Raw genomic sequence first — 24,580 nt, 5'->3', positions numbered from 1 at the left:
CGGCCCGCGTGTCCCGGGTTTCGATCGGGTGGTTCCGGCGGTGACACTGCCTGACCTGCCGGCCGATGTGTAGCCGGTCTCCGGGCAGGGAGCCATCGTTCAGGCTTCACCGGGGCCGACTACCCGCATCCCCTCGGGTGGCACTTCCTGGACGATGAACTCGTCGTGGACATCGGTCACGATGGCCACATAGAACACCGGCCGGCCGTCGATGTGCACGTGGCAGCCTATGTTGAATCCCACCAGACGGGGAATCCGCTGCAGAACTGGTTCGCCGCCCACGATGTCGCCATCGGGGTGCAGTCGCGCAGCCTCGGCCAGAACGGCCCGCTGCACGACGTCGCGGTCGATCAGGTCGTCGTCCTCGGTCAGCATCGAAAAAGACACCGGTTCAGTGCACACGAACGGCACTTCGAACCTCATCGGTTGCGCCACTCCGTCCTGCGGAGCGGGAGGTACGTAGGGTGCGTGCGTGATGTGGTAGGCCGCGATCGGCCGATATGAGTTCCGGTCGAGGACGAATGTCCAGTAGCCATTGTGCGTCGGTATGGTTCCGCGCAGCGCTTGTCCTTCACCCGACGTCGCAGCGAGGAACTCGTCGTAGCCGAGAAGCGCTGCGCGTGTGCCATGTTCGGCGTCACGGGTGTGAGCATGAACCTCTGCCAGGTCGACCTCGAACAACGACACGGGATAGCGATACTTCCGCCCGGATATCTGGACATGGAATTCCTGGAGGACCTCCGTGTCCGGATGGCCTGCGATCCAGTCCGCGATCTCACGGGTGGTCACTTCCTCGACGGGACGCACGGGTTCCGGGAAACCGCGAAACACCCCGTCCTCGTCGACACTGTCCGCGAAGGATTCGAAGTCCATGTTCGCGATCGACAGGTTGTTCTCCACACCCCACATCTCGGAGGGAACGACTCGGAAGGTTCTTCCGCGAGACCGTTCCGGTTCGTCGGGCCCGGTGTAGACGGCGACGATGGGCATCTCCGGGTTGCTCACGGTCTCGGCGTCGACGAGGAACGCGTAGTGGAGCAGAGATTCACCGATTGCGTCGAGAAGCGCGTCGACGGCCAGCCCGTCGTTCTCCGGATTGTCGATACAGGTGAGGTAGGCGGAGAATTCGGTGTCGCCTCCCTGCGGTACCGGAGCCATGGCTGCGACTGCAGCGTCCCGCCAGGCGGCGTCATCGGTGAAGTCGGCACGGATCAGCAGCGACTCGCCTCCGAGATGGTCGGTGAGGACTCGTCCTGTTCCAAGGGTGGCGAGCACCTCTGCCTCACGGCGCTCGTGCTCTTCGGCGGCCAGTTCGGCCGTGATCCGGGCGGGATCGCGATCAGGTGGGTCCACCGGCACGATCGAGTCCACGATCCGAGCACAATCGTCCCGGTCGATCTCCTGGTGACTGCGGATCTCGTATGTCCAGACACCGATGGACCGGCGGTAACGTTCCGGTGTCGAATCGTTCGGCCACTCGAGTTTCGGTTCGCCGATCGCGCTCACCCATCGGCGCAGTGTGAACTGCGGTGCATGCCCGCTGATCGACACACTCAGTTCGCCGGTGCGGGCATCGCCGGATTGCGGCTGTACGTTCGTCGTCATCGGCAGCCACGTCGGAAGCGCCCGAGGAATCCCGGCCAGCGCGCGCTGACGTTCCTCCTGCTCGCGATGGATTTTCGCGAAATCATCCTCTGCCTGGCGCGACGGTCCTGTCCATGTGAACAAGGAGGGTTCGAATGCGTCGTCGAGACCGGGGTTCTCGAGTTCCATCCAGTCCTCACCCCGTTGCCACCGCAACGCGATACCGAGTTCCGCGTCGAACACATAGGTGACCGTTGTGTTCGCATGCCGGTCGAAGGCGCTCACCTCCCAACCGTCACGGTCACGAACGCGGACCGGCCTGGGGGCGCTCGGTCCGACGAATCGCTGGTCGTCGAATCCGCGAGTTGCCTTGGTGGGGAACACGTCGTAGGCGCGTAGAAGAAACGACGGCGAGGCAATACCCACGGTCGCGTACATGGTGTTCGGAGACTTGACGGCGTGCACCATTGTGCCGTCCTCGCCGCGTGACCATCTGTCGGTGGTGTTCTCGATGAAAGTGGGCTCACCGGACTCGTTCTCGTAGCGCCAGGCCGCCTCGGGGGCGTGCCACACGAGATTCCAGGATCCGTCCGGTCGGTGGACAATCCCGCGAGCGGTGCGGCCCATCGTGGCGTAGTTCGAACCTCGGACATGTTCCCACGTCGGCGTCATGATCGGAACGTACCCGACGGTCCGCTCGACAGGGAGGCAGGAGATACGTCCGGTCCGGAGCCGACCGGGGGACAATGCCGGGACCGCGCGGGTACTCACGGGGTTTCGTCCTGTACATCGAGGGTAGTCGATCGGCTATGGAGAAGTTTCTTCGCATCTATCTCAATGATCAGCTCGCCCTCGGGGTGCTGTGGCGGGAAATGGCGCGGCGGGCCCGACGTGAGAATTCCGGAACCGAGCTCGGTAACGCACTCGCGCATGTTTCGGAAGGTATCGCCGAGGACGTCGACACCTTCCGCACGATGATGCATCGCTTGGGGGTCCGGGCCAATCCGATCAAGACCGGTCTGGCGATAAGCGCCGAACGGGTGGGGCGAATGAAACCCAACGGACAGATGCGTGGCTACACCCCGCTCAGCCGCTTCACCGAGTTGGAGTTTCTCACGATGGGGATCGAAGGCAAGAAACAGCTGTGGACGACTCTGCGTGACCTCGCGGGCCTCGATCGGCGGCTTCCCGACATCGACTTCGATGAACTGATCGAGCGTGCCGAGCGCCAGCGCGGAGAACTCGACCCGTTCCGCGTGCGCGCCGGAGCCGATGCCCTGGCGGTACCGGTCGGCCGCGCACCGAGGTGACACTCGCACTACCGACCGTGCTGCCGGCTCCGTTTCGTGTCACGCGCCTCGGGTTGATGAGAGGCCCGGGAACGACCCGTTCGCGGTCCGGTGTGCGCTGGACGGACCACTGTGGCTGCGTATGTCATTCAGAGGTGTTGAGCTGTGTCAGGGCGTTGTGGAGTACGACGCGGTCATCGAAAATGCGACGGTCTCCGTTGTACACCTGCACCCGGTCGTGTCCTCGTCCCGCGACCACCACGACATCGCCGCGGCCGGCGCACGCCACCGCCGCGGCGATCGCCTCCGTGCGGTCCGGCAGGACGAGCACCTCGGCGTTTCCTCCTTTGCGTGCACCTCGCGCAACATCGTTGCGCAGCTGCTGCGCGTCGTCGAAACAGGGACTCTCGTCGGTGACGATGACGGTGTCGGCAAAATGAGCCGCGGTCTCTCCGAGAGGGACGCGTTTGCCGGGGTCGCGATCCCCGGTCGCCCCGACGACGGCGATGATTTTCCCGCCGGTCAGGGACCGAAGATAGGGGAAAAGGCGTCGCTGCCCGGCGGTGTTGTGCATGTAATCGACGAACGCGAGGAACGGCTGTCCGGCATCGACGGGTTCGAGGCGCCCCGGCACGGTCTCGAGGCGCTCGATTCCGTCGATCGCCGCATCGAGATCGACGCCGCCCCGCGCCACGAGTGCGGTCAGCGCGGCCAGTGCGTTGTCGACTTGGTGGGGTCCCAGTAACCGCAGTCGCACCGGTTTGGCTGTTCCTGCCCCGTAGAGGGTGAACGACGTGCCGCCTTCGTCGGCGTGAATCCCGTGCGCGTAGAGGTCTGCGTCCATTGTCGTCGTCGAGAACGTCAAGCGTGGCACGAGGACGGTGGCGGCAAGGCGGCGTCCGAAGTCGTCGTCGATTCCGATCGCGGCGGCGGCGCAATGCTCTGGAGCGAACAGTCGGGCCTTGGCCGCGAAATACGCGTTCATGTCGGGATGGAAATCGAGATGGTCGCGGGCGAGGTTGGTGAATACCCCGACACGGAAGTGAGTTCCGTCGACACGGTGCAGCGCAAGGCCGTGACTCGAAACTTCCATCGCGACGGCACCGATCTGCGCTCCGGTGAACGCTGCAAGCGTCTGCTGGAGGTCACACGCTTCGGGAGTGGTCCGAGCCGCGGATCGCTCGCCGTCACCGCCCCTGACGCTGATCCCCGTGATCATTCCCGTACTGACTCCCGTCCCGCGCAGTCCTGCGTCCAACAGGTATGCGGTGCTGGTCTTTCCGTTCGTTCCGGTGACGCCGTACACATCGAGCGCTGTGGACGGGTATCCGTAGATCCACGACGCCAATGGACCGAGCACCCGCCGCGGATCGTCCACCACCACTGTCGGCAACACCTCCGACGCCCGGTCGGACAGCATCGCAACGGCGCCGCGACGTGCGGCCTCCACGACGAACTGCGCCCCATGATGCCGACGTCCGGGCAACGCCACATACAGTTCGCCCGTCCGAACACGACGCGAATCCTGACAAATTCCGGTTACGTTGACTCCGCCTGAACCGACGAGACGGACCTCACTGTCGATTCGACGGGCCACCTCGTGCAGCGGCTTTGCCATCATCCACCGCGGGTTGTCGATCCTCACATCCTCCCCTGCCGTGCAGGCACGACCGGAGCGGATCGCGGTCACGCGAATTGCGCTGGCGGCGGACGGGCTCACTGCCACCCGCAGCATACCGCGGTTGCTTGCGGCGGTTCGGGAAATCGAAGAACACCGGATCGACCTGCGTACCGACGGATCGCGCACTTCCCGGCAACGAATGCTGTTGTTCCCCAGCGCACCAGGCAACGTGCGTTCCCGCACCTCCTCCGTGGCAGCGAACAGGTTGTGCCACAGGTGCCATCGGCCTGCGATGCCACTTCCGGTGCGCCGATGCGGTTTCCTCGACGTACGCGCGCCGACCCGTCCCAGCAGATGATCTCTCCACCGGGCAGGTCCGCACCACCGTGGCGTCACTCATCGGGTCTGAAAGACGATCGAAGGGTCGCCTCGTGACCAGGTCCTCGTTCGCAGCGAGGCGTCTCAGTCGAACTCGTCCCGACGTAGATAGGCGAGCACCGCCAGCACCCGACGATTCGTGTCCTCGGCCGGCGGCAGCGCCAGTTTGTTGAAGATGCTGCCGACATGCTTGCCCACGGCCGATTCGGTGATGAACAACTGAGCGGCGATCGCCGCATTCGAATGCCCCTCTGCGATCGAGGCGAGCACCTCCCGTTCGCGCGGCGACAACTGCGCCAACGGATCCCGCCTGCGGCGGAACAACTGCTGTATGACCATGGGATCGATCACAGTGCCGCCGGCAACCACCTGCCGCAGAGTGGAGACGAACTCCTCGACATCGACGATGCGATCCTTCAGCAGATAGCCGACCCGTCCACCGTCCGCGCCCATGAGTTCGTCGGCGTAACTCAATTCGACGTACTGGCTCAGCACGACCACGGCAAGGTCCGGATAGGTTCGTCGCAGTGCCACCGATACGCGCAACCCCTCGTCGGTGAACCCCGGCGGCATCCGCACATCCGTCACAACCAGATCCGGACGGTGCTCGGCGACAGCCGATTCCAATTCCACGGCATCCGGGACCGCAGCCACGACCTCGAATCCGAATCGCTCGAGCATCGCGGCGAGGCTTTCGCGCAGCAGTGCACCGTCCTCGGCGAGGACCACTCGCACGGCAGTCAGTTCTCGATCCACGGCAACTCCACACGGACAACGGTGGGCCCGCCAGGCGGGCTGGACAACAGCATTCTGCCGTCGACCACCGCGACCCGATCGGCCAGGCCCGTCAGACCGCTGCCTCGTTCCGGATCCGCACCGCCGCAACCGTCGTCAACCACCTCGACGACCAGCAGGTCCCCGGCGCGTCGGACCGCCACATCGACGGCCGTCGCATCCGCATGTTTGGCAACGTTGTTGAGCGCCTCGACCACCACGAAGTACGCCGCGACCTCGACGTCCGGGGCGGGGCGGAACGGGATGTCCGCGGTGACGCCGACCGGGGCCACGAAGTCTTCGGCCAGCGCACGCAACGCGTCGGGCAGGCCACGGTCGGTGAGGACCCTGGGGTGGATTCCCCGAATGAGTTGCCGCAGTTCCGCCATCAATTCCTTGGCCTGATCATGCACCTGCGACACGCTCTTCGCGGCTGCAGAATCAGGTGGGAGGTCAAGTTTGGCCATACCCAACTGCAGGGTGAGGTTGACGAGCAGCGACTGCGCGCCGTCGTGCAGGTCCCGCTCGATCCTGCGACGTTCCGCCTCGAAGGAATCGACCAGCCGAGCCCGGGATCGGGACACCTCCACCAGTCGTGCGCGAAGCGCGTCCGGGTCGTCGCCGCACAACAACGACCGGGCGAACGCACCGTGCAGTCCCGCGATCAGAGCGATCACATACGGGATCGCCGGCAACAGGAGCAGACCTGCGATCGCGTACGGAACGGCCTGATCGACCGAGGTGATCTGGCTGAAACCGAGCGCCACCGCCCCGTCGCCGTCACCCACCATCAGGGGGCTCACCACCATCACCACGATGAGCCCGACGATCACCGCACCCGAGAGCAACAACGCCGGAATCAAGGTGAGCAGTAGGACTGCGTAACCGAGTTCCCTCCATGTTGCGGCCTCGGTGTAGCGGGTGCGCACCCACGCCCACAGGCCTGCTGCCGGAGGGCAACGGTGAGTCGAGAGAGTCCGGTCACCGCTGACCAGACGCAGGCGCGTTCGTTCCAGGGCCGCCAGCGGTATCGCCACCAACGGGCCGAGCCCGAACACCAGCACTGCGCCGAGGACACCGAGGAACAGCACTCTGCCGAGCGGTTGCGGATACATACCGTCGCCGGCCCACACGGCCAGCACGAGCCACGGGACGCAGAACGCCGCGAACGGCAACGCCACCACACACACCACCGGGACGGTGGTCAGCACATGACCCAGCGATCGCCACGGCCACCCGGTCAGCAGGAAGCGGCGCCGTGTGATCGCGGTGAGCACCGTGGTCGGTTCATCGGAGGACACCGAGTGAGCCTATCGACGCGGCCACTGCTTCGGGATGAGGCGGAGTACAGCCGAAAGGTGGTGCTGGCACCACCTTCGATCCGGCACGTGGACCCAGTGACCGCACCACCGGTCGAATGGTCAGCTGAAGTCATGCATTTGGAGCTGAACAACGTCACCAAAACCTATCGGGGTAAACAGGCCGTCACCGACATCAGCATGCGGATCGGGCCCGGGATTCTCGGCCTCCTCGGCCCCAACGGAGCCGGTAAGTCGTCGCTGATGCGCATTCTCTCCACGATCACCCGCCCGACCACCGGTACGGTCATGTGGAACGGCACCGACATCGTCGCTCGGCCGGAGCCGCTCCGACGCGTCCTCGGTTACCTGCCGCAGGATTTCGGTGTCTACCCGAATCTCAGTGCCCGGGAGTTCCTCCGGTATCTCGCCGCGGTCAAAGGTCTGACTGCGCGGTCGGCCAGGGAGCGGATCGACGAGCTGCTCGAACTCGTCAACCTGACGGACACGGGATCGCGGCCGCTGGGTAAGTTCTCCGGCGGTATGCGCCAGCGTGTCGGTATCGCGCAGGCACTCCTGGGCGACCCCGAGCTTCTCATCGTCGACGAACCGACGGTCGGGCTGGACCCCGAGGAACGTATGCGGTTCCGCAACCTGCTCGGGGATCTGGCGAACGACCGGATCGTCATCCTGTCCACTCACATCGTGTCGGACATCGAAGCGGTCGCCGGCGACATCGCGATACTCACCGCAGGCGAGCTACGTCGGCGTGGCACCCCCGAGGAACTTCTCCGTTCCGCGGACGGTCTGGTGTGGGAAGCGATGGTTCCCGGCGATGCCGTGGCCGAGATCCGGCAACGAGCGACGATAACCCGCACGGTCCGAACAGCACAGGGCGTGCGTATCCGTGCGGTCGCTCATACACCTCCGATGCCGGGGGCTCGTCCTGTCGAACCCGATCTCGAAGACGCGTACGTCAACGCGGTCCACAGCCCGATGGCGCCGACCGGGGTGAACCGATGACAGGCGCCCTCGCTGCCGTCGCGATGGCCGACTTCCGGGATCGTTCGCGGCGGCCCTCGTTCCTGGTGACGGTGCTCGGCGCTGTCGCACTCGGCTATGTTGCCGTCCCGCCTGTCTCTGCGACGTACGCGATGGTCAAGGTCGGATCGTTCCGGGGACTGTACGACAGCGCGTACGTCGGCATGTTGCTCGCCATGATCGGCAGCCTGTGGTTGCCGCTGTTCGGGTTCTACGTCGTCCGCAGCAGCATCGCGCGCGACATTTCCACCGGCGTAGGCGAAACGCTTTCCGCCTCCCCGTTGCGCACGCCGATGTATCTGCTGGGCAAGTATCTGAGCAACCTGATGGTGCTCGCGGCGATGGCTGCCGCACTCGCCCTGATCGCACCCGTGATGCAGCTTCTCCGCGGGGAATCCACGAGTCTCGACATGACGGCGCTCTGGCTTCCGCTCGTGCTGTTCTGTCTTCCTGTCCTGACCGTGGCCGCAGCAGCAGCCGTCGTCTTCGAAACGGTCCCGTTCTTGCGAGGTGGTGCGGGAAACGTCCTGTGGTTCTTCGTATATCCCTCGATGTTCCTGGCCGGGATTCCGCTGGTCTACGGATCGGTCACCGCAGGGTTCCAGGCCGACCTGGCGGCGCAGCACCCCGGGATGGATGACGAGATCTCGATCGGGCTCACCGCGGAACCGGGCGCTCTCGGGCAGTTCACGTGGTCCGGAACGGACGTCGACGCGACTCTCGCCGCCGCGAGTGCGGGGTTGATTGCGGCCTCGACGCTCGCCGCCATCCTTCCTGCCCTCTGGTTCGGCCGGTTCGACCCCTCACGACAGCAACGCTCTCCCTCGAATACGTCTGACGTACCCGCGACCGAGGCTCCCGTTGCACGAGCATTCTCACAGGGTCCGCGAACGCTGTCGCCGGCCGAGCGTGGACAGGCGTTCCCGGGGTTGCTGCTCGGCGAGGTGCGCATTCATCTCGGAAGCGTGTCGCGGTGGTGGTGGCTCACACTCGCGATCGTTACGATCGCAGCCCTCGCCGTTCCCGCTGATCGCGTCGGCACCGCGCTACTGTTCGCCTGGTTGTTGCCGGTGCTGTTGTGGTCACGTCTCGGCACACTCACCTGTGAACTAGGCGTCGCTCCCCTTGTGGAGTGTGGTGTCTCGTCCCGCGTCAGACTCATCGCCGAGTGGGGTGCAGGCGTGCTCATCGCGGTCGTCGCCGGTGTCGGCCCGCTGGTGAAGATGCTCCTTGCAGCGGACGCGACCGGAGTCACGGCGTGGGTTGCGGGTGCGACGGTGATTCCTGCTCTTGCGCTGCTGATCGGGTCGATCGGCCGGGACGCACGCGTGTTCCAGGCTGTCTACCTGGTGATCTGGTATGGCGTACTCAACGGGGTCGCAGCGGTCGACGTCATGGGCGTGCTCCGCACCGATGGGTCGCTCAGCGGCCCGCCTCCACTGTTGTCCTTCGGCATCAGCGCCGTGCTGATCGCCGCCACCGTCCTCGTTCAGGAGATTCGCCATGCCCGTCGTTGAAACCGCACCCAGGAAATTCCACCTCTCCGTCGGTGTTGCGGCGCTGGCGCTTTCGTCTGTAGCACTCGCCGGTTGCACTGCCGATTCCACGAGTCGCGAACAGCGGAGTGACAGCTACAGCGGAGCCACGTCCGTCACACTCGATTTCGATGATGCGGGTGCAAAACAGTTCGGTGTCACCATCGCGGCCCTGAGCGCCCAGGTGATCGGCTCCGACCGCGACGACATCGAGATCCGGCGCACCTTCGAGTTCACCGACGGCGACAAGCCCGATGAACGAATCGACACCGACGGGTCCGGTCTGATGATCAGCGCGAGTTGCCCCGACAGATTTGCCGTCGGCAACCCCACCTGCGTCGCCCGATACGAGATCGCCGTCCCGTACGGGACCGTCGTCCAAGGGAATTCGAAATTCGGCGATCTGACGGTGACCGACACCCGTGCCGCCGTCGATCTGAATTCCCGCTACGGGGACGTCACGCTGGTCGCGGGCCCCGGCGGTTACGCGGTGGACGCCGTGTCGGGGACGGGGACGAGCACCGTCGAGGTACCGCAGGATCCCGCCGGGATCCCGGTGCGCCTACGGTCCGGAGATGGCGCGGTCTCCGCAACGACGGACCCTCGCTGAGACGAGATCGAAGTATGCAGAGTGAATGCACACCTCGCAGGGACGGTTGCTACCGGGCAGTACCGCGAGGTGTGCATTCGCACTGCGGGCTTCCGTCCGATCGCAGAGCAGAATGCTGGGTCCCGGGTTCGGTGGAGGCTCTCGATGACCTGCCGTCGTTCCGGCGGGATCGTGTGAATGGTATTGGAACTGTTCGGCTTCGGAGGGTGCGATCAACCCGATCTCACCGTGAAGCCTCCGATGGTCGAGCCAGTCGATACCCGAGTCGGCTCGAATACAGTCTCCCTGGCATCGTTCGTGCCGATACGAGAAAGCAGTCTTCGGAGCGCCGGTCGAAGCCGGGATATTCATCCGGAACGACCCGCTCCGGCGCGACGACAAACCTGTCATTGCCGGACATCTACGAGAGTCCCGAGGCTGCGAAAGCGCGTGGCCCGTCCACTCGGGACATGCAAGAACCACGCGTTTCGGGAAGGACTGAGCAGAATTGATTTTGCGGCTCTTCTCAACCCGCCGACGAGGGCATCGAGACGATCTCTTCGCTCTTGCCCAGAAACACCGCTGAGGCAGCCAGGAAGCACAGTGCGCCGACGAAGGTGCCCACATTGGCGACGTTCGGGTCCAAGGTGTTGCCATCGTCGAGCACGAAGGCTCCGGCGGCGGAGACCCCGAATGCGATGGACCCGAGCATATTGAGCCACCCGCTCTGCCATTCCTTCGAGCGCGGCTCCCAACGCTGCCCGCAGCGCCACAGAATAAGCACTGCGAGTGCACTGGAGACAAGAAAACACAGCGAACCTTCGACATTCGGGTTCCACACCAGATGCATTTCTCCCTTGACGGTGTGTGCATACAGTGCAGCACCCGTGCTCACGTTGAACAGCAGGGTCCCGATGAACTGAATGAACGAGGCGAGCCACTCACCTCGAATCGCCGTGCCACCACTGTCCGTTGCGGTGGCGGCCCCACTGAGCATCAACTGAACGAATGCTGCAGCGGTGAAGAACCAGGAGCCGACGAAGAAGGAAGTATTGGCGCCGACAGTTCCGAGCTGCGTCGAAATCACCGGAGCAGAACCCAAAGCGAAAAGCAATGCTCCGATTACAAATCCCCAGGACTGCATGCGCAAGGTCGGGTGGATCAGCATGGCGGCAGTATAAGACAACATTTGGCACGGTGTGTGGGAATCTTTTTCCAAGGGAACAATGCACTCCGGCTTCGCAACTGGTTCATGCATTGCGGAGGGTGAAGGGGCAGGGTGAATTCTTCGGATGAGAACTGTTTCGAGGGCAGCGACGCGTAGGTCTGGGTTAGCGTCCCGCACATGACGGCATCTTCGGAACCCAGCCAGCGCCTGTTGTTTCACAACGTTCGTGTTTTCGACGGTGTATCCGCCGATCTGGTCTCAGGTGACGTGCTGATCGACGGCGATCGAATTGCCGCGGTGTCGACGTCGCCGATCGGCGAGGAGCCCGGCCGAGAAACCGTCGCCATCGATGGCGCCGGCCGGGTACTGATGCCCGGAATGAGCGACGCACATGTCCATCTGGTCGGTAACGCCAATTCCTACATCGACATGGTGATGGGCACCGAGGCCCACATTGCGCTCAACGGACTCGCCGAAGCAAAGAACATGCTGCACCGCGGTTTCACCTCGGTCCGCGACATGGCCGGCGACACTGGCAGCATCAAGTCGGTGATCGATCGCGGATTGTTCGAAGGTCCGCGAATCTACCCGTCACAAGCGGCGATCTCGCAAACCAGTGGGCACGGCGACTTCGGTTTCGTCTACGACTGCCCGACCGCATTCGGCGGTGACCAGGGCCGGGCCGAACAGATCGGCTTCATGCGTGTCGCCGACGGTGAGGACCAGGTCCTTGCCGCGGTGCGGGAGCAACTGAAGAAGGGCGCCTCGCAGATCAAACTGATGGTCGGTGGCGGCGCGGCATCGATGTACGACCCGTTGTACACGGTTCAGTTCATCGACAAAGAACTGCGAGCGGCGGTACATGCCGCGACCGACTACGGAACCTATGTCGCAACCCACGTCTACAACGTCACCGGGATTCGTCGAGCGCTCGCTGCCGGGGTGAAATCCATCGAGCACGGTCACCTGGCCGATGAGGAGACGATCGCGTTGCTCGCCGAGAAGGAGGTGTGGTTGTCGATGCAGCCGTTCGCGCTCGGTGACCACCACTACCCCGATCCCGGTCGCGCCGAGAAGGACCGGCAGATCTGCACCGGCGTCGAGAACGTCTACGAATGGGCGAAGAAGCACGGCGTCAAGACCGCGTGGGGCACCGATCTGCTGCTCGAGCCGCAGATCGCCCCCCGGCAGAGCGAGATGGCAGCGCGGTTGGGTGACTACTACAGCAACGTCGAGGCTTTGCGCATGCTCACCTCCGGCAATGCTGAACTGTTCCGCCTGGCCGGCGAACGAGATCCCTACGGCCAGACCAAATTCGGAGAGATCACCAGGAACGCGTGGGCCGATGTGCTGCTCGTCGACGGCAATCCACTCGAAGATCTGAACCTGCTGGCGGACCCCGGCAAGAACCTCTCCGTCATCGTCAAGAACGGCCGGATCGTCAAGAACATTCTGTGATGCGTGTCGCGCAGGAGAGTGCCGCCGATCCCCGCGGCACGTTTCGACCACGCCATCAACTCCGACGAATCGAAGCAGAACGTGGGTGAAAGATGACCGAGCAGGACGTCGAAGAGGAGTACGCGGCCTCGTGGCAGCCGATCGAGGGCACTCTGGCATCGGCCCGGGGCATCGAACTGCGGGGGCCGTGGGGCCACGTGTTCGGCCCACTCGATCTCGACATCGACGCCGGGGGGGTGACGGTGATCGCCGGGCAGGCCGGTGCGGCCCGCACCGCCCTGCTGATGGCGCTGTGCGGACGGATGCGACTGAGCAAAGGATCGCTGACAGTACTGGGGTTCCGGGACAAGCCCACGAAGGTGCTCGCCCGATCGGCTATCGCCTGCATGAACGAACTCGACGAAGTGTCACCGTCGGTCACCGTTCGCGACCTCGTCACCGAGCAGAAGCGCTGGGATTCACCCTGGTACAAACTCGTTCCGCGGGTCGACGAGACAGGGGTGTCCGAGATGTGCGAGGAGGTCTTCGGCGACGTCCCGCTCCCCGCACTCAACGCATTCGTCGACGATCTTCCCGAACTCCAACAACTCCTGCTACGTATTGCGGTGGCCAACACTCGTCGGCTCCCGCTGCTGGTCGTGGGACGCATCGACAAGATCGCCGACGATATCGAGCGGACCGTGCTGCTCGAACGCCTCATCGCGCTCGGGGAACGGCAATCGATCATCACCGCCGACGTGAACGCCCTGCCCCCAGGTACGGGGGTGCGCGCGGTGATCGATATGCACGGCCTGCTCGGGGCCGGGGACATCGGCGTCATGACCGAGGGCAGGTGACTCGTGCTGGCAGGTATTTCGCTGGGCAGCGACTCCAAACGATACTTCCGTGGCACGATGCCACGCATCGCAATTGCCACGATCATCCTCATGCCGCTTCTGTACGGCGCAATGTACCTGTGGGCGTTCTGGAACCCGTTCGGCGCCGTCGACAAGATTCCGGCGGCCATCGTCAACAACGACTCCGGACGCTCGGCCACCGGAGAACAGGTCGACGCCGGCAAACAGGTGGTCGACTCGCTGGTCGCCTCCGGTCAACTGGACCTGGCGCAGGTCTCGCAGGACGAGGCAGCCGACGGGCTCGCACACGGAAAGTACTACTACACGATCACCATTCCCGAGAACTTCACCGAAGCCGTGGAGTCCCCGAACGGCGACAACCCCGAGAAGGCGAATCTCACCTTCACATTCAACGATGCGAACAACTACCTGGCCACGATCATCGGCCAGGATGCGTCCGAGCAGGTGATCGGTCAAGTCAACTCCACGATCGGCGCCCAGGGCGTCGACCAGGTGCTGGTCGGGCTCGAGACAGCAGGCTCGGGTCTGAAGCAGGCCGCGGACGGCGCCGACACCTTGGCGGCCGGCATCGACACGGCGAAAACAGGCGCCGACCAGCTCGATTCGGGTGCAACCGAACTCGCTGACAACATGGTCACCGCGCGCGATGGTTCGGCCCAACTCGCCGCCGGAGCGGATCAGCTCGCGACCGCCATCGACGGTGTCACCGGACCGTTGCTGACAGCGCTCGACGGGGGTGCGTTGGCGAACGTCGGCACCCAGGCCACCGAGCTTCGGCAATCGCTTATTGCGCTGGAGAGTCGAGTGCCGTCACCGGTCCAGGCCGATGCAGGTGCCGCGGTACAGCAGGTGATCGACATTCTGGGGCGCAGTTCGGACCCGATGGTGCAGCGGGCGATCTCAGCGTTGACGCCGCTCACCGCGCAGCGAACGGTTTCGGATGCGGAGGCGTTGCGTGCCGAGATCGTGCGACTGCAGGGCGAGGCGCAGGCTCTCGAGTATCAGCTCACCGATCCGAGCAGCCCGTTGCAGAGTGGTGTGGCTCTCCTCCGAAGCGGTGGGCTCGCTGCGGATGTACGTCAGCTGCAGAACGGGGTGAACGAATTGAACTCGGGCGCAGCGACGCTGCACTCCGGTCTCATTCAGCTCACCGATGGGAGCTTTCAGCTCTCGGACGGTGCCGGCCAGCTCGCGTCGGGTATGACCGAGTTGCAGTCGGGTTCGCACGAATTGGCCGATGCCCTCGATCAAGGTGCGCAACAGGTCCCCAGTTGGAGCGATCAACAGCGCACCGCGACCGCGGACACCTTGTCGACGCCGGTGGCCTTGCAGCAGAACACCACGAACGAGGCGTCGACGTTCGGTACCGGATTCGCGCCGTTCTTCCTTTCACTCGCCCTGTTCGTCGGCGGCATCATCACCTGGATGTTGCTGACTCCGCTGCAGTCCCGGCCCACAGTGGGCGGCGTGGGGCTCTACCGCACGGTCTTCGCCTCGTACTGGCCCGCCCTGTTCGTCGGTGTCCTCCAGGTACTCGTGATGTACACGGTGGTGCACTTCGGAGTCGGGCTCGATGTCGAACACGTGGCCGGAACCATCTTGTTCCTGATGTTGGTCTCGGCGACGTACCTGGCGATGATCCAGGCGTTCAACGCGGTCTTCGGTGTGGCCGTCGGGCGCGTGGTAACCCTGGCATTCCTGATGCTGCAGTTGGTCTCGGCCGGTGGCATCTACCCGGTACCGACCACAGCCAAGCCCTTCCAGTACATCCATCCGTTCGACCCGATGACCTACACGGTCAACGGCCTGCGCCAGCTCACCGTGGCCGAAGACATCGATTCACGCTTGTGGATCGCGATCGCGGTGCTCACGGGAATCCTGCTGGTGTCCCTGACCGCAAGCGCCCTGTCGGTCCGGCGGAACCGTCGATACACGATGGAAAGGCTCTACCCGCCGATCGAGGTCTGACCGACGTTTTCGATTCGACCGAAGCCCAGTTCACCAATGCCATCGAATCGACGAGTGTTCGATGCACCGAGTATCGGAGGAATAGATGTCAGATCACAGTGCTGCTCCTGCAGAGACGCTCGCACCGGCCTACACCGGCAGACTCGGCACCGACCCGATCCCGGCGCTGCGGCTTCCCAAAGCCGAGACCGAACCCGAGGCGGCGTACCGGTTCATCCACGACGAATTGATGCTCGACGGCAGCTCGCGCCTGAACCTCGCGACCTTCGTCACGACCTGGATGGACCCGCAGGCAGACCGGCTCATGGCCGAGACGTTCGACAAGAACATGATCGACAAGGACGAGTATCCGGCCACAGCGGAGATCGAAACGCGCTGCGTCAACATGGTGGCTGCGCTCTTCCACGCCGAGGATCTGTCCCCGACCGATCCGGCCTCGGCGACCGGTGTCTCCACGGTGGGGTCGTCCGAAGCGGTGATGTTGGCCGGGCTCGCGCTCAAGTGGCGTTGGCGGCAACAGCGTGAGGCGGCCGGGAAAGACTCCAGCAAACCGAATCTCATCCTGGGCAGCAACGTCCAGGTGGTCTGGGAGAAGTTCTGCCGCTATTTCGATGTCGAGCCGAAGTACCTTCCCATGGAACGCGGGCGGTACGTCATCACCGCGGAGCAGGTCCGTGACGCCGTCGACGAGAACACGATCGGTGTGGTGGCCATTCTCGGGACGACATTCACCGGCGAGCTCGAACCCGTCGCGGAGATCGCCGACACCCTCGACGATGTCGCCGCCGGTGGAGGCCCGGATGTTCCGCTGCACGTGGACGCTGCCAGCGGTGGATTCGTCGTGCCGTTTCTGCATCCGGAACTGAAGTGGGACTTCCGGATTCCTCGAGTCGTCTCGATCAATGTCAGCGGCCACAAGTACGGCATGACATATCCGGGCATCGGGTTCGTGGTGTGGCGTTCGAAAGAGCACCTGCCCGAGGACCTGGTGTTCCGCGTGAACTATCTCGGTGGGGACATGCCGACGTTCACTCTCAACTTCTCCCGTTCGGGGAACCAGGTCGTCGGCCAGTACTACAACTTCATCCGGCTGGGAGTGGCCGGGTACACCCAGATCATGGAGTCCCTGCGCGACACCGCGCTGATGCTGGCCGGAGAGATCTCGAAGATCGACGACCTGGACATCATCACGGACGGAACAGCGATCCCCGTGCTGTCGTTCGAAGTGGTCGGCGACCCCGGCTTCACCGTCTTCGACATTTCGCACGAACTGCGGGCTCGCGGCTTCCAGGTGCCCGCCTATACGATGCCGGCGGACGCGGAGGACGTTGCCGTGTTGCGGATCGTTCTGCGGGAGGGGTTCAGTCGCGATCTCGCATACAAACTGGCACTGGCGATCAGGGACGTCGTCGAACGGTTGCGGGACGGTCTCGGCCGCGGACACAGCGCGCAGGCATTCAGCCACTGACTCAGGTCGAGGTCGCAGGGGAAGGACATGGACAGCCGCGCCCCTGCGGCCGACCTGCGCTCGATATCCAGAGCCTGTGCCGACGCGGGCGCACGGCTCGTGCGGTGTGCGATCGTCACCGACCCCGGATTCCTGCGGCTGCGTAGAGCCCTGACCACAGTGGCGGCGCTCGGACTCGCAGCGCTCGTCCTGACGGGTTTCGGACACTCGGTCGGCCACACGATGCCCGCGGTGTTGCTGGGCTCGTACGTTTGCATCCAGGCGTCTGTCTCGGTCAAGGATCGCACCCAACGGCAACGTGTCGTCACCACCGCGTTCCTCATCGTTCCGGCACTCGCCGCCGTCACCTTGGGGACGGCGCTTCTGCGTTTCGGTCGCGTCGCCGGTGTGGTGTTTGCAGCAGTGCTCTTCGTTGCGGTGTGGGTCAGACGGTGGGGCCCGCGCGGTCTCGCCTCGGGAATGGTGGCCTATATCGGGTACTTCTATGCTCTCGTCCTGCACACAACGGTCACAGAACTTCCGCTGCTCTACGGCGGCGTCTGCGCCGGCGTGGCGGTAACCCTGCTCGTACGTGTCCTCGTGTTTCCGGAACGGCCCCTGCGCGAGATCCGCAGCCTGATCGGTGCACTACGCGTGGATAGTCGTGCAATTCTGCAATCACCACACCTGACCCGAGAACGAGAACCGCCGTCGATGAAACTGGCATTCGACCGTCTCGAGGACATCGTCGTGATGATCGAGGACTGGCTCGACCGCAACGATGCGCAGACCTGCCTCGGTGTCTCGAACGCCGAGCTTTCACGGCTCGTGTTCGAAGCACAAGCCTGCATCGAGCGGGCGTTCGGCAAGCCCGACACGGAGGAATCGCTTCCCGCGGGCTCCCCAGAGATCGAACGGGCCTGCAGCATGCTCAACGGGGCACTGCGCCCGAAACTGTCCCGCGCCGATGCGGCCACGCTCTACCGGCACGCCAGCGCAGCACACCCCGGAGTCGACACCTCGATACGCGAGGCAGTGACCGCAGACTCGATCTACCGGGCCGCCGCAGCACACGCTCGTCTCGAGGAGCTGATCCGTACGCCTCCGGATCGCCGCAGAAGGATCCGCGAGCACCCCATCGCAGGAGACTCTCGAACGAACTCTGCCGGCGCGGTGTCACCGAGCACGCGCACAGCGCTGCAGGTTGCCGCCGCTACCGCTGTGGCGACGGCGGCCGGAGAACTTCTCAGCCCCAGCCACTGGTATTGGGCGGCGATCACGGCGTTTCTCGTCTACAACGGGGCCAGCACCGAAGGCGAAGTGCTGGTCCGAGCCGGGGAAAGGGTCACCGGAACAATCGGAGGCGTAGTTGCCGGCATGCTCATAGTGGCCGTTGTCGGTCATCACCCTGCCATCCAGATCGTTCTCGTCCTGACGAGCGTGTTCTGGGCGTACTATCTGCAGCCGATCAATTACGCCCTGCAGACGCTGTTCATGACAATCATGCTTGCCGGCCTGTACACGCTGCTGGGGGAATTCTCCGTCGGAGTCCTCGTCGTCCGCATCGAAGAAACAGCGATCGGTGCCGTCCTCGGAATCGCCGCGGCATACCTGATCTTCGCGACAAGCTCGAGGCAGGCGCTCACACGAGCGGTGGACGACTATTTCGAACAACTGTCGACCGTGGTCGACGAGTGTTCTTCAGGAGTCTGCGGCCTCGACCCGGCCGACGTGGTCTCGACGGCGCGCCTGCTCGATACGAAACTCACCGTCGTCTCGTCGGCAGCTGCACCGTTCGTCCACAGCCCGATGAGGCGGCGTAGCCGAACGGTGGTGTGGCTCGAACAACAACTACGCGACATCAACCGCGGGGCGCACGCTCTGGCCAGTGCCTCCCTCGACACGACGCCCCGCGCCGATTCAGGAATGTACGCGGAGCCTTCCGCGGCGCTCGTCGAGGTCGTCGAACGGGTACGCGGCCATATCGCTCGCGTCCGGCATCGCAACGCTCGGAACCGAATCGACAGCCCAGTGCGGTCGCCGAAAGACCTACCCCGGACCGGTGACGAGCCCACGGGGATCACCTCGGATCAACTCCCGCCGATCCTGCCGCCACTGCTGCGGATCGACGCCACGCTGAGCGCGATGCTGAGATGACCGAATCCAAGAACTTGTCGCGAGCGATTCGAAACGACAATGCCGATAACGAATCGAAAACCGGGCAAAGAAACACTCAATGAACCACAGGCAATCGGTAAAGAATATTAGCCTGGGAAAGACTGCGCCGAGGTACCGCAGTGTGTCGGGGGATGGCCGCGAGGGAATGGACTCGATGATCGGAGGGAACGTGGACCCCGTCCCGAATACACACCCCGTGGTTCGTCTCCAGTTGTTCGACGTGTTGTCGAATCCGACCTCGTCCGTACTGATCCACGGCAACCGATTTTCAGGAAAGTCGACACTCGTCCGGACGTGGGCAGCGACGAACCACGCATCTGGATCCATCGTGGCGTTCATCGACCCACCGACCGCCGTGCTCGAGGAAGACCAGTACTGGACCCGGGTGATCGGGGTGGTGTGTTCCCGCGCGGGTACCGAGCCGGCCGACGATCCATCCGGTGCTTTCGACGCACTGTGCGCTCTTCTCGCGCCCCTGGACACCCCCATCACGCTCATCCTCGACGGTATCGACCTGTCGAAACCCACGGCCGGTCGCCTCGACGAGTTGCTGGCACGCAATCGACGACTGCGCATCATCGCCACAACGAGATCATGCGGCGGACAAGCGCTCCTGCCGAACCGGGGCGATTGGGTCACGCTCGGTTCACAGGCACTCGCCTTCACCGCAGAAGAAACCTCGTCAACCCTTCGGACATACGGGGTAACCCTTAATCCAGTTACGGCACAACAGATCACCCTCAGAACGGACGGCCTTCCCGCCCTCGTCGCCGCAGTCGGGGACACGATACGTTCCGTGCGCGCGCCCATCGACCCGGGATCCGAATATCTCGACACCATCGTCGATCTCGCCGTCGACCGGTTGCTGATGCGGATCGCGGACGAAGACCCCGAGATTGCGGCACTGTATCCCCAGATCCTGGTCGCCGCAGCAGCATCGCCACTGTCCGCCTCGTCTGCGGCCGCCCTGTCGTCTCTGATCGACACAGACACTTTCATGCAGAGCTTGACGACCACCGGCATGGCCGAATGTCCACCACCGTCCGGCGAGCACATCTGCAGACTTCCCGGGTCGGTTCGGGAAGCTCTCTTGCGCCGCGCCGCCGCCGAGTGTCCAACCGAGTTGGAGCAAGCTCGCCAGGCCCTGGTCCGGTACTGGCTCGAGCGAGCAAATCCTCATATGGCGCTGATGCACGCGCTCGAAGCGGAGAGCTGGCCCGTCGCCCGGAACATCATCGAACAGCACTGGACACATCTTTACCCCGGAGGATTTCTCAGAACTGCCGGGCAGGCGCTCCTCCAGCATGCCTCGCGCGAAGCAAAAGAAAACGACAAAGCACTCGTGGCGCCCCACCACATCCTCGAACGGGCGGGTGTATCGACCGAACCGGCGCCCGCGGCCGCGGCCGCGGCCGCGACATGCTCGAAGGCCACCACCCCTTTCCCTGGCAACCTGGGGCATCTCGACAGTGAACCCTTTATCGAGGTCACTGACGGGTGCGATGCCATCACGCCTGCTCCGCCACCCCTGGGGCACACCCAGGTGGCCACGCATCCGCACAGTTACGATTTGCGCTCCCCCTCGCTGCCCGTCGCCCCGGCGGGCGACGCGACGGAAACGACACGGGTGCACTGTGCCCGCAGTGCCGGAGCCGACACGGCCGCCGGAAGTGATGTCGCCGGTGAACTCGCCCTTGCCCACGCCCTTCGCGGAGCTTGCCTCGACGCCCAGATCTGGCTGCGCAAGGAACGGCAGCATACGCCACCGCCCGGCGAGAATCGGAAGGCAGTGTCGACCGCCGGATTGGTTGCCGCCGCCCTGGTAGCGCTCGACCGGCTCGACTCGCACACCGCGGACACAGCCCTGGCCGAACTCGACCGCGCCGAGCAGCACGACAAGCACAGAGCTCTCGTGTTGTATGCACACGGCTACCATGCCCTTGCCAGCGCAAAACCGGCCGACGGACTGCGGTTCCTCGACCACGAGTTGCAACAGTGCCCTCATCCGGGCGCCGGCATCGCCGGCTCGCTTCTGACTGCAATCCACGCCGACCTCAGTGTCGCTCTCGGCCACTTCAACCAAGCCAGAACCATCGTCGAGCGGTCGAACCATCCCCTGACAGCCCCTGCTCGCGCCCGAATTCTCCTGCACACGAACGACCCGTCCGGCGCAGAAGCGATCGTTCACCACTACAGCTCCGATGCACACTGCACACCCCGTGAGTCAACCGAACTGGCCGTGATCGGCGCCGCGGCAGCGTCAGCGTTGGGACACCGAACGGACGCGCGTCGCCATCTGACACGCGCGGCGGCTCTGTCACACCGCACCGGTTTGCTACGGCCCTTCGTATCATTACCTCGGGCGATGCTGCGGAACATCACATCACTCGGTGTCTCCCTCCCGTTACCTCGCGAGCGAATGATGTCGGAGTCCGTCATGTTTCCGGTCGCCGAACCCGCTGTTCGATTGACCTCGCGCGAACGCGCAGTTCTCGAGGGCTTACTGGCCGGAGCGAGTGCCACGTCCATTGCAGAAACCCAATTCGTCAGTGTCAACACCGTCAAGACACAACTGCGTTCGCTGTATCGCAAGCTGGGAGTGCATTCGCGTGAGGACGCTATTGCGGCGGCGCGGCGCTTACCTCTCGAATAGTTCGTCTCCTGTTCGCCACAACACAGGGAGACGAGAACTCGGGAATCGGCAGAGTGAAGGTCGTTTCGCCCCTCCTCACATCAGTTCTTCACCGACCGGTTCGCCGGCGCAGCCCCACCGACAACTGCGCTGCCGTCGGCACCGGCAATTCCCTTGCTCCCGTGCCTGTGCCGTGAAACCTCCCTCACCGGGAACCGAGTCCTACGGGACAGCGCAGACGAGAACCCACCGCTGCCGAACCTGTCGAGACGACCCGAGAGACGCAGGCAGGCAGTAGCGACCAGTGCGCGAACGGTCCGGGCTCGGTCCACCCAGGTGGCGGAGATGTTCGAGGGGCGGCGGGTCGGTGGCGTCGGTCGATCCATCCGCATTCCGAATGCGATCATCAAGGCGCACATGGTTTTACGTATTCGAGCATGCGTTCCATCCCGGTATCCGCCCGGCCCCTGCCGCATCCCCGGTTCAGCCGGCCGCAGTGAATCGCTCCCGCCGGATACGCCGCGGCGACATGCGACGCCGCTTGAACGACTTGACCGATGCTTCGACGAATGCGTCGGACCCGCAGATGTAGCCGGTGAACTCCTTCGCGGACGACACGTCCTCCACGAACGCGTCGGTGACGTAGCCCTCCCGGTCGCCACCGGTCTCCCGGCTGACACAGGTGACGTACCGGAAGCCCGGATGGCGTGCCTCGAGTTCTCGGAAGAAGTCGGCGTCGTACACATCGGCGCACGTGCGGACGCCGTGGTAGAGCAGGATCTCCCGATCGGGATTCAGGACGAGTGCGTGCCGGACGATGCCCTTGAGCGGGGCGAGGCCTGTGCCACCACCGAGCAGCGCCATCGGTCCGGCGCTCTCGGCATCGAACGTGAAGTCGCCGTAGGGACCCGTGATCTCCACGCGTTCACCCACCTCGATGCTTCCGAAGATCCATTCGCTCGCGGTCCCACCCGGCTGCCGCCGGACGTGCAGTTCGAGCTGTTTCGGTTCCGAGGGAGGGTTGGCCAGGGAGTACCGGCGCCGAACGGAGGTCCCGGGCACCATGAGCTCGACGTACTGTCCGGCCGAGAACTCGAGCGGTTCGTCGGCGGTGAGCAGGACCCTGCGGGTCTCGGCGGCGATGTCCCGGACCTCGATGACGGTCGCCATGACGTCGCGCAGCATGTGTGTGCCGCTCGAGTCCTGCCCGGCAGGGGTGTCCAGGACGGCGTCGCTGCACGGTGTGGTTTGACACGCCAGTGCGTAGCCGGCGGTGCGTTCGTCGGGTGTGAGCGTCTGCTCCGGTGAGTTCCGGTGATCCACCTCGCCGCTGTGGATCCGGATCTTGCAGGTGCCGCACGTGCCCTGATTGCACGAGTTCGGCATCCACTGGCCGCTGCGCAGGAATGCGTCGAGCACCGTCTGTTCGGGTTCACACGGCACCGTGGTGGCGCCGGCGGTCAGTGTGTAGGGCACTGTCAGATCTCCCATCGGGCGTGCAGAGCCTTCGGTCCACGGAAGCCCCAGCCCCAGAACTCGACGTCCTCGGAGGTATCGCGCTCGAGGTTCGGAATCGTCTCGAGCAGTTCTTCCAGGCCGATGCGGCTGACGTTGTTCGCGAAGTAGATGCCCGCGCAGGCATGCTTGCCGGCACCGAAGGCGAGATGCGGAAGCGGCGGGCGCGTCATGTCGTAAACGCTCGGTGCGTCGAAGATGTCGATGTCGTGGTTCGCCGACCCGTACGACAACATCACCACCGAACCCTCGGCGATCCCGATCCCCGAGACGATGCTGTCCCGCTTGGCGATACGCGCCGTTCCCGACCAGATCGGTGCAGTCCAACGCATCCCTTCGGAGATCGCCCGGGGGATCAGCGACGGTTCGTCGACGACTGCTTCGAACTGCTCCGGACGGGTGAACAGACCCGCCAGCGTCGAACTCATCGCGTGGCCCGGCTCCTGCATCGCTCCCAGCAGGAAGACGTACAGCGTGGGGTAGATGTAGTCGCGGTCGCGTGTCTTCCCCTCGGGCATGCCGTCGTGCAACCAGTGCGAGATGGCGCTGTCGTCGGGGTGCTCGATCCAATGGTCGATGAGCGGATCGACGACCGATCGGATCTCCTCCTTGGCCCGGTCGCCTTCGTCGAAACGCTCCTGGCTGGTGAAGTTCCCGTTCTCGTCCACCGCCGCGTTGGTGAACGAATCCGACAACTTGTGGAACCACTCGCGCAGCGTGTCCGAGGAGACGTCCTTCAGCCCGAGCAGGTCGCCGAGGGCGCGCACGCTCACCGGCTCGCAGTACTGGGCGACGAGATCCGCCTCGCCGTCGGTTTCGAATGCCTCGACGTAGCGCTGCGCGATGGGACGGACGAGATCCTCGACCCACCGGTCCACTTCGGCGGGCTGGAGTGCAGGTTCGACCATGGAGCGCAGGTCCCGGTGGATGTCGCCGTTGACGCCGATGATCGCGGGATGGCCGAAGGTGCGCCCGCCCGCCGGCGTGATGATGCCGTCGAAGTCGCCGCTGGTCGCGACCTCGCGGCAGGCCTCCATCGTGGAGGCGACATAGGCGCCGAGAACAGGGACGAAGGCCACCGGCGCCTCGGCGCGAAGACGCTCGTAGACGGTATACGGGTTGCGCTCGAGCTGTTCCATCGTGACCTCGTCGAGCCACGAGAGGGTGCTGGTCATTCGATCTCCTACGCGGTGGAAACTTCGGTCCCGGGACGGGGCCCTCGATGTGTGTGATGTGGACCATATGGCG

At 64.4% G+C, this 24,580-nt stretch carries 17 protein-coding genes; 10 read left to right on the top strand and 7 right to left on the bottom strand.

The annotated features are described in order from the left end of the window. Window positions 1-99: 99 nt before the first annotated feature. Window positions 100-2,256 (bottom strand): DUF6924 domain-containing protein, encoded by a 2,157-nt coding sequence (locus tag A8G15_RS19080; protein ID WP_156665467.1) that lies wholly within the window; start codon window positions 2,254-2,256, stop codon window positions 100-102. A gap of 137 nt (window positions 2,257-2,393) precedes the next feature. Here A8G15_RS19080 and A8G15_RS19075 point away from each other — a divergent pair, with 137 nt between their 5' ends. Next, entirely contained in the window at window positions 2,394-2,894 is a 501-nt protein-coding gene (locus A8G15_RS19075; RefSeq protein ID WP_068163084.1) for a hypothetical protein, read from the top strand. 124 nt (window positions 2,895-3,018) lie between these two features. On the opposite strand, the gene A8G15_RS19070 is transcribed toward A8G15_RS19075, so the two are convergent. From A8G15_RS19070 to A8G15_RS19060, 3 genes are all read right to left on the bottom strand, one after another. Further along, complete coding sequence (locus A8G15_RS19070; protein ID WP_082900014.1) at window positions 3,019-4,494, bottom strand: UDP-N-acetylmuramoyl-L-alanyl-D-glutamate--2,6-diaminopimelate ligase; 1,476 nt, start codon at window positions 4,492-4,494, stop codon at window positions 3,019-3,021. A 462-nt stretch (window positions 4,495-4,956) separates the two neighbouring features. Then, on the bottom strand, window positions 4,957-5,628 hold the full coding sequence (locus A8G15_RS19065; RefSeq protein WP_281180711.1) for a response regulator transcription factor: 672 nt from the start codon (window positions 5,626-5,628) through the stop codon (window positions 4,957-4,959). Next, window positions 5,613-6,947, bottom strand: coding sequence for a sensor histidine kinase (locus A8G15_RS19060; protein ID WP_068163080.1), 1,335 nt, complete (start codon window positions 6,945-6,947; stop codon window positions 5,613-5,615). Before A8G15_RS19060 ends, A8G15_RS19065 begins: the two co-directional genes overlap by 16 nt. A gap of 132 nt (window positions 6,948-7,079) precedes the next feature. Here A8G15_RS19060 and A8G15_RS19055 point away from each other — a divergent pair, with 132 nt between their 5' ends. The 3 genes from A8G15_RS19055 to A8G15_RS19045 are packed head-to-tail and all read left to right on the top strand — an operon-like array spanning window position 7,080 to window position 10,130. Next, complete coding sequence (locus tag A8G15_RS19055) at window positions 7,080-7,967, top strand: ABC transporter ATP-binding protein (protein WP_068163077.1); 888 nt, start codon at window positions 7,080-7,082, stop codon at window positions 7,965-7,967. Further along, on the top strand, window positions 7,964-9,502 hold the full coding sequence (locus A8G15_RS19050) for a hypothetical protein (RefSeq protein ID WP_068163075.1): 1,539 nt from the start codon (window positions 7,964-7,966) through the stop codon (window positions 9,500-9,502). Before A8G15_RS19055 ends, A8G15_RS19050 begins: the two co-directional genes overlap by 4 nt. Then, window positions 9,489-10,130, top strand: a complete 642-nt coding sequence (locus tag A8G15_RS19045; RefSeq protein WP_068163072.1) for a hypothetical protein — start codon at window positions 9,489-9,491, stop codon at window positions 10,128-10,130. Before A8G15_RS19050 ends, A8G15_RS19045 begins: the two co-directional genes overlap by 14 nt. A gap of 505 nt (window positions 10,131-10,635) precedes the next feature. On the opposite strand, the gene A8G15_RS19040 is transcribed toward A8G15_RS19045, so the two are convergent. Further along, on the bottom strand, window positions 10,636-11,277 hold the full coding sequence (locus A8G15_RS19040) for a hypothetical protein (protein WP_068163185.1): 642 nt from the start codon (window positions 11,275-11,277) through the stop codon (window positions 10,636-10,638). A 177-nt stretch (window positions 11,278-11,454) separates the two neighbouring features. Between A8G15_RS19040 and A8G15_RS19035 the strand changes: the two genes are divergently transcribed. From A8G15_RS19035 to A8G15_RS19010, 6 genes are all read left to right on the top strand, one after another. Then, on the top strand, window positions 11,455-12,735 hold the full coding sequence (locus tag A8G15_RS19035; RefSeq protein ID WP_068163069.1) for a metal-dependent hydrolase family protein: 1,281 nt from the start codon (window positions 11,455-11,457) through the stop codon (window positions 12,733-12,735). Between the two features lie 92 nt (window positions 12,736-12,827). After that, the gene (locus A8G15_RS19030) at window positions 12,828-13,571 is read left to right on the top strand and encodes an ATP-binding cassette domain-containing protein (protein ID WP_082900008.1); all 744 of its coding nucleotides are present in this window, start codon (window positions 12,828-12,830) and stop codon (window positions 13,569-13,571) included. A gap of 3 nt (window positions 13,572-13,574) precedes the next feature. Then, a complete protein-coding gene (locus A8G15_RS19025; protein WP_068163066.1) occupies window positions 13,575-15,560 on the top strand; it encodes a YhgE/Pip family protein in 1,986 nt (661 codons plus the stop codon). Window positions 15,561-15,645: 85 nt separating this feature from the next. Next, window positions 15,646-17,028, top strand: a complete 1,383-nt coding sequence (gene gad / locus A8G15_RS19020) for a glutamate decarboxylase (protein WP_068163064.1) — start codon at window positions 15,646-15,648, stop codon at window positions 17,026-17,028. 27 nt (window positions 17,029-17,055) lie between these two features. Then, on the top strand, window positions 17,056-19,164 hold the full coding sequence (locus A8G15_RS19015) for an FUSC family protein (protein ID WP_082900007.1): 2,109 nt from the start codon (window positions 17,056-17,058) through the stop codon (window positions 19,162-19,164). A 349-nt stretch (window positions 19,165-19,513) separates the two neighbouring features. Continuing rightward, entirely contained in the window at window positions 19,514-21,838 is a 2,325-nt protein-coding gene (locus A8G15_RS19010) for a helix-turn-helix transcriptional regulator (RefSeq protein ID WP_169833909.1), read from the top strand. A gap of 462 nt (window positions 21,839-22,300) precedes the next feature. Here the strand turns inward: A8G15_RS19010 and A8G15_RS19005 are convergent, their stop codons facing one another. Further along, entirely contained in the window at window positions 22,301-23,308 is a 1,008-nt protein-coding gene (locus tag A8G15_RS19005) for a 2Fe-2S iron-sulfur cluster-binding protein (RefSeq protein WP_068163055.1), read from the bottom strand. Beyond that, window positions 23,296-24,507: a cytochrome P450 gene (locus tag A8G15_RS19000; RefSeq protein WP_068163053.1), complete on the bottom strand. Its 1,212-nt coding sequence runs from the start codon at window positions 24,505-24,507 to the stop codon at window positions 23,296-23,298. The genes A8G15_RS19005 and A8G15_RS19000 overlap by 13 nt, the downstream gene beginning before the upstream one ends. Window positions 24,508-24,580: the final 73 nt, after the last annotated feature.

Source organism: Rhodococcus phenolicus (assembly GCF_001646785.1).
In the GTDB taxonomy this organism is placed as follows: Bacteria; Actinomycetota; Actinomycetes; order Mycobacteriales; family Mycobacteriaceae; genus Rhodococcus; species Rhodococcus phenolicus.
Note: the sequence above shows the minus strand (reverse complement) of the source record. Positions and strands in the feature narration are given on the sequence as shown.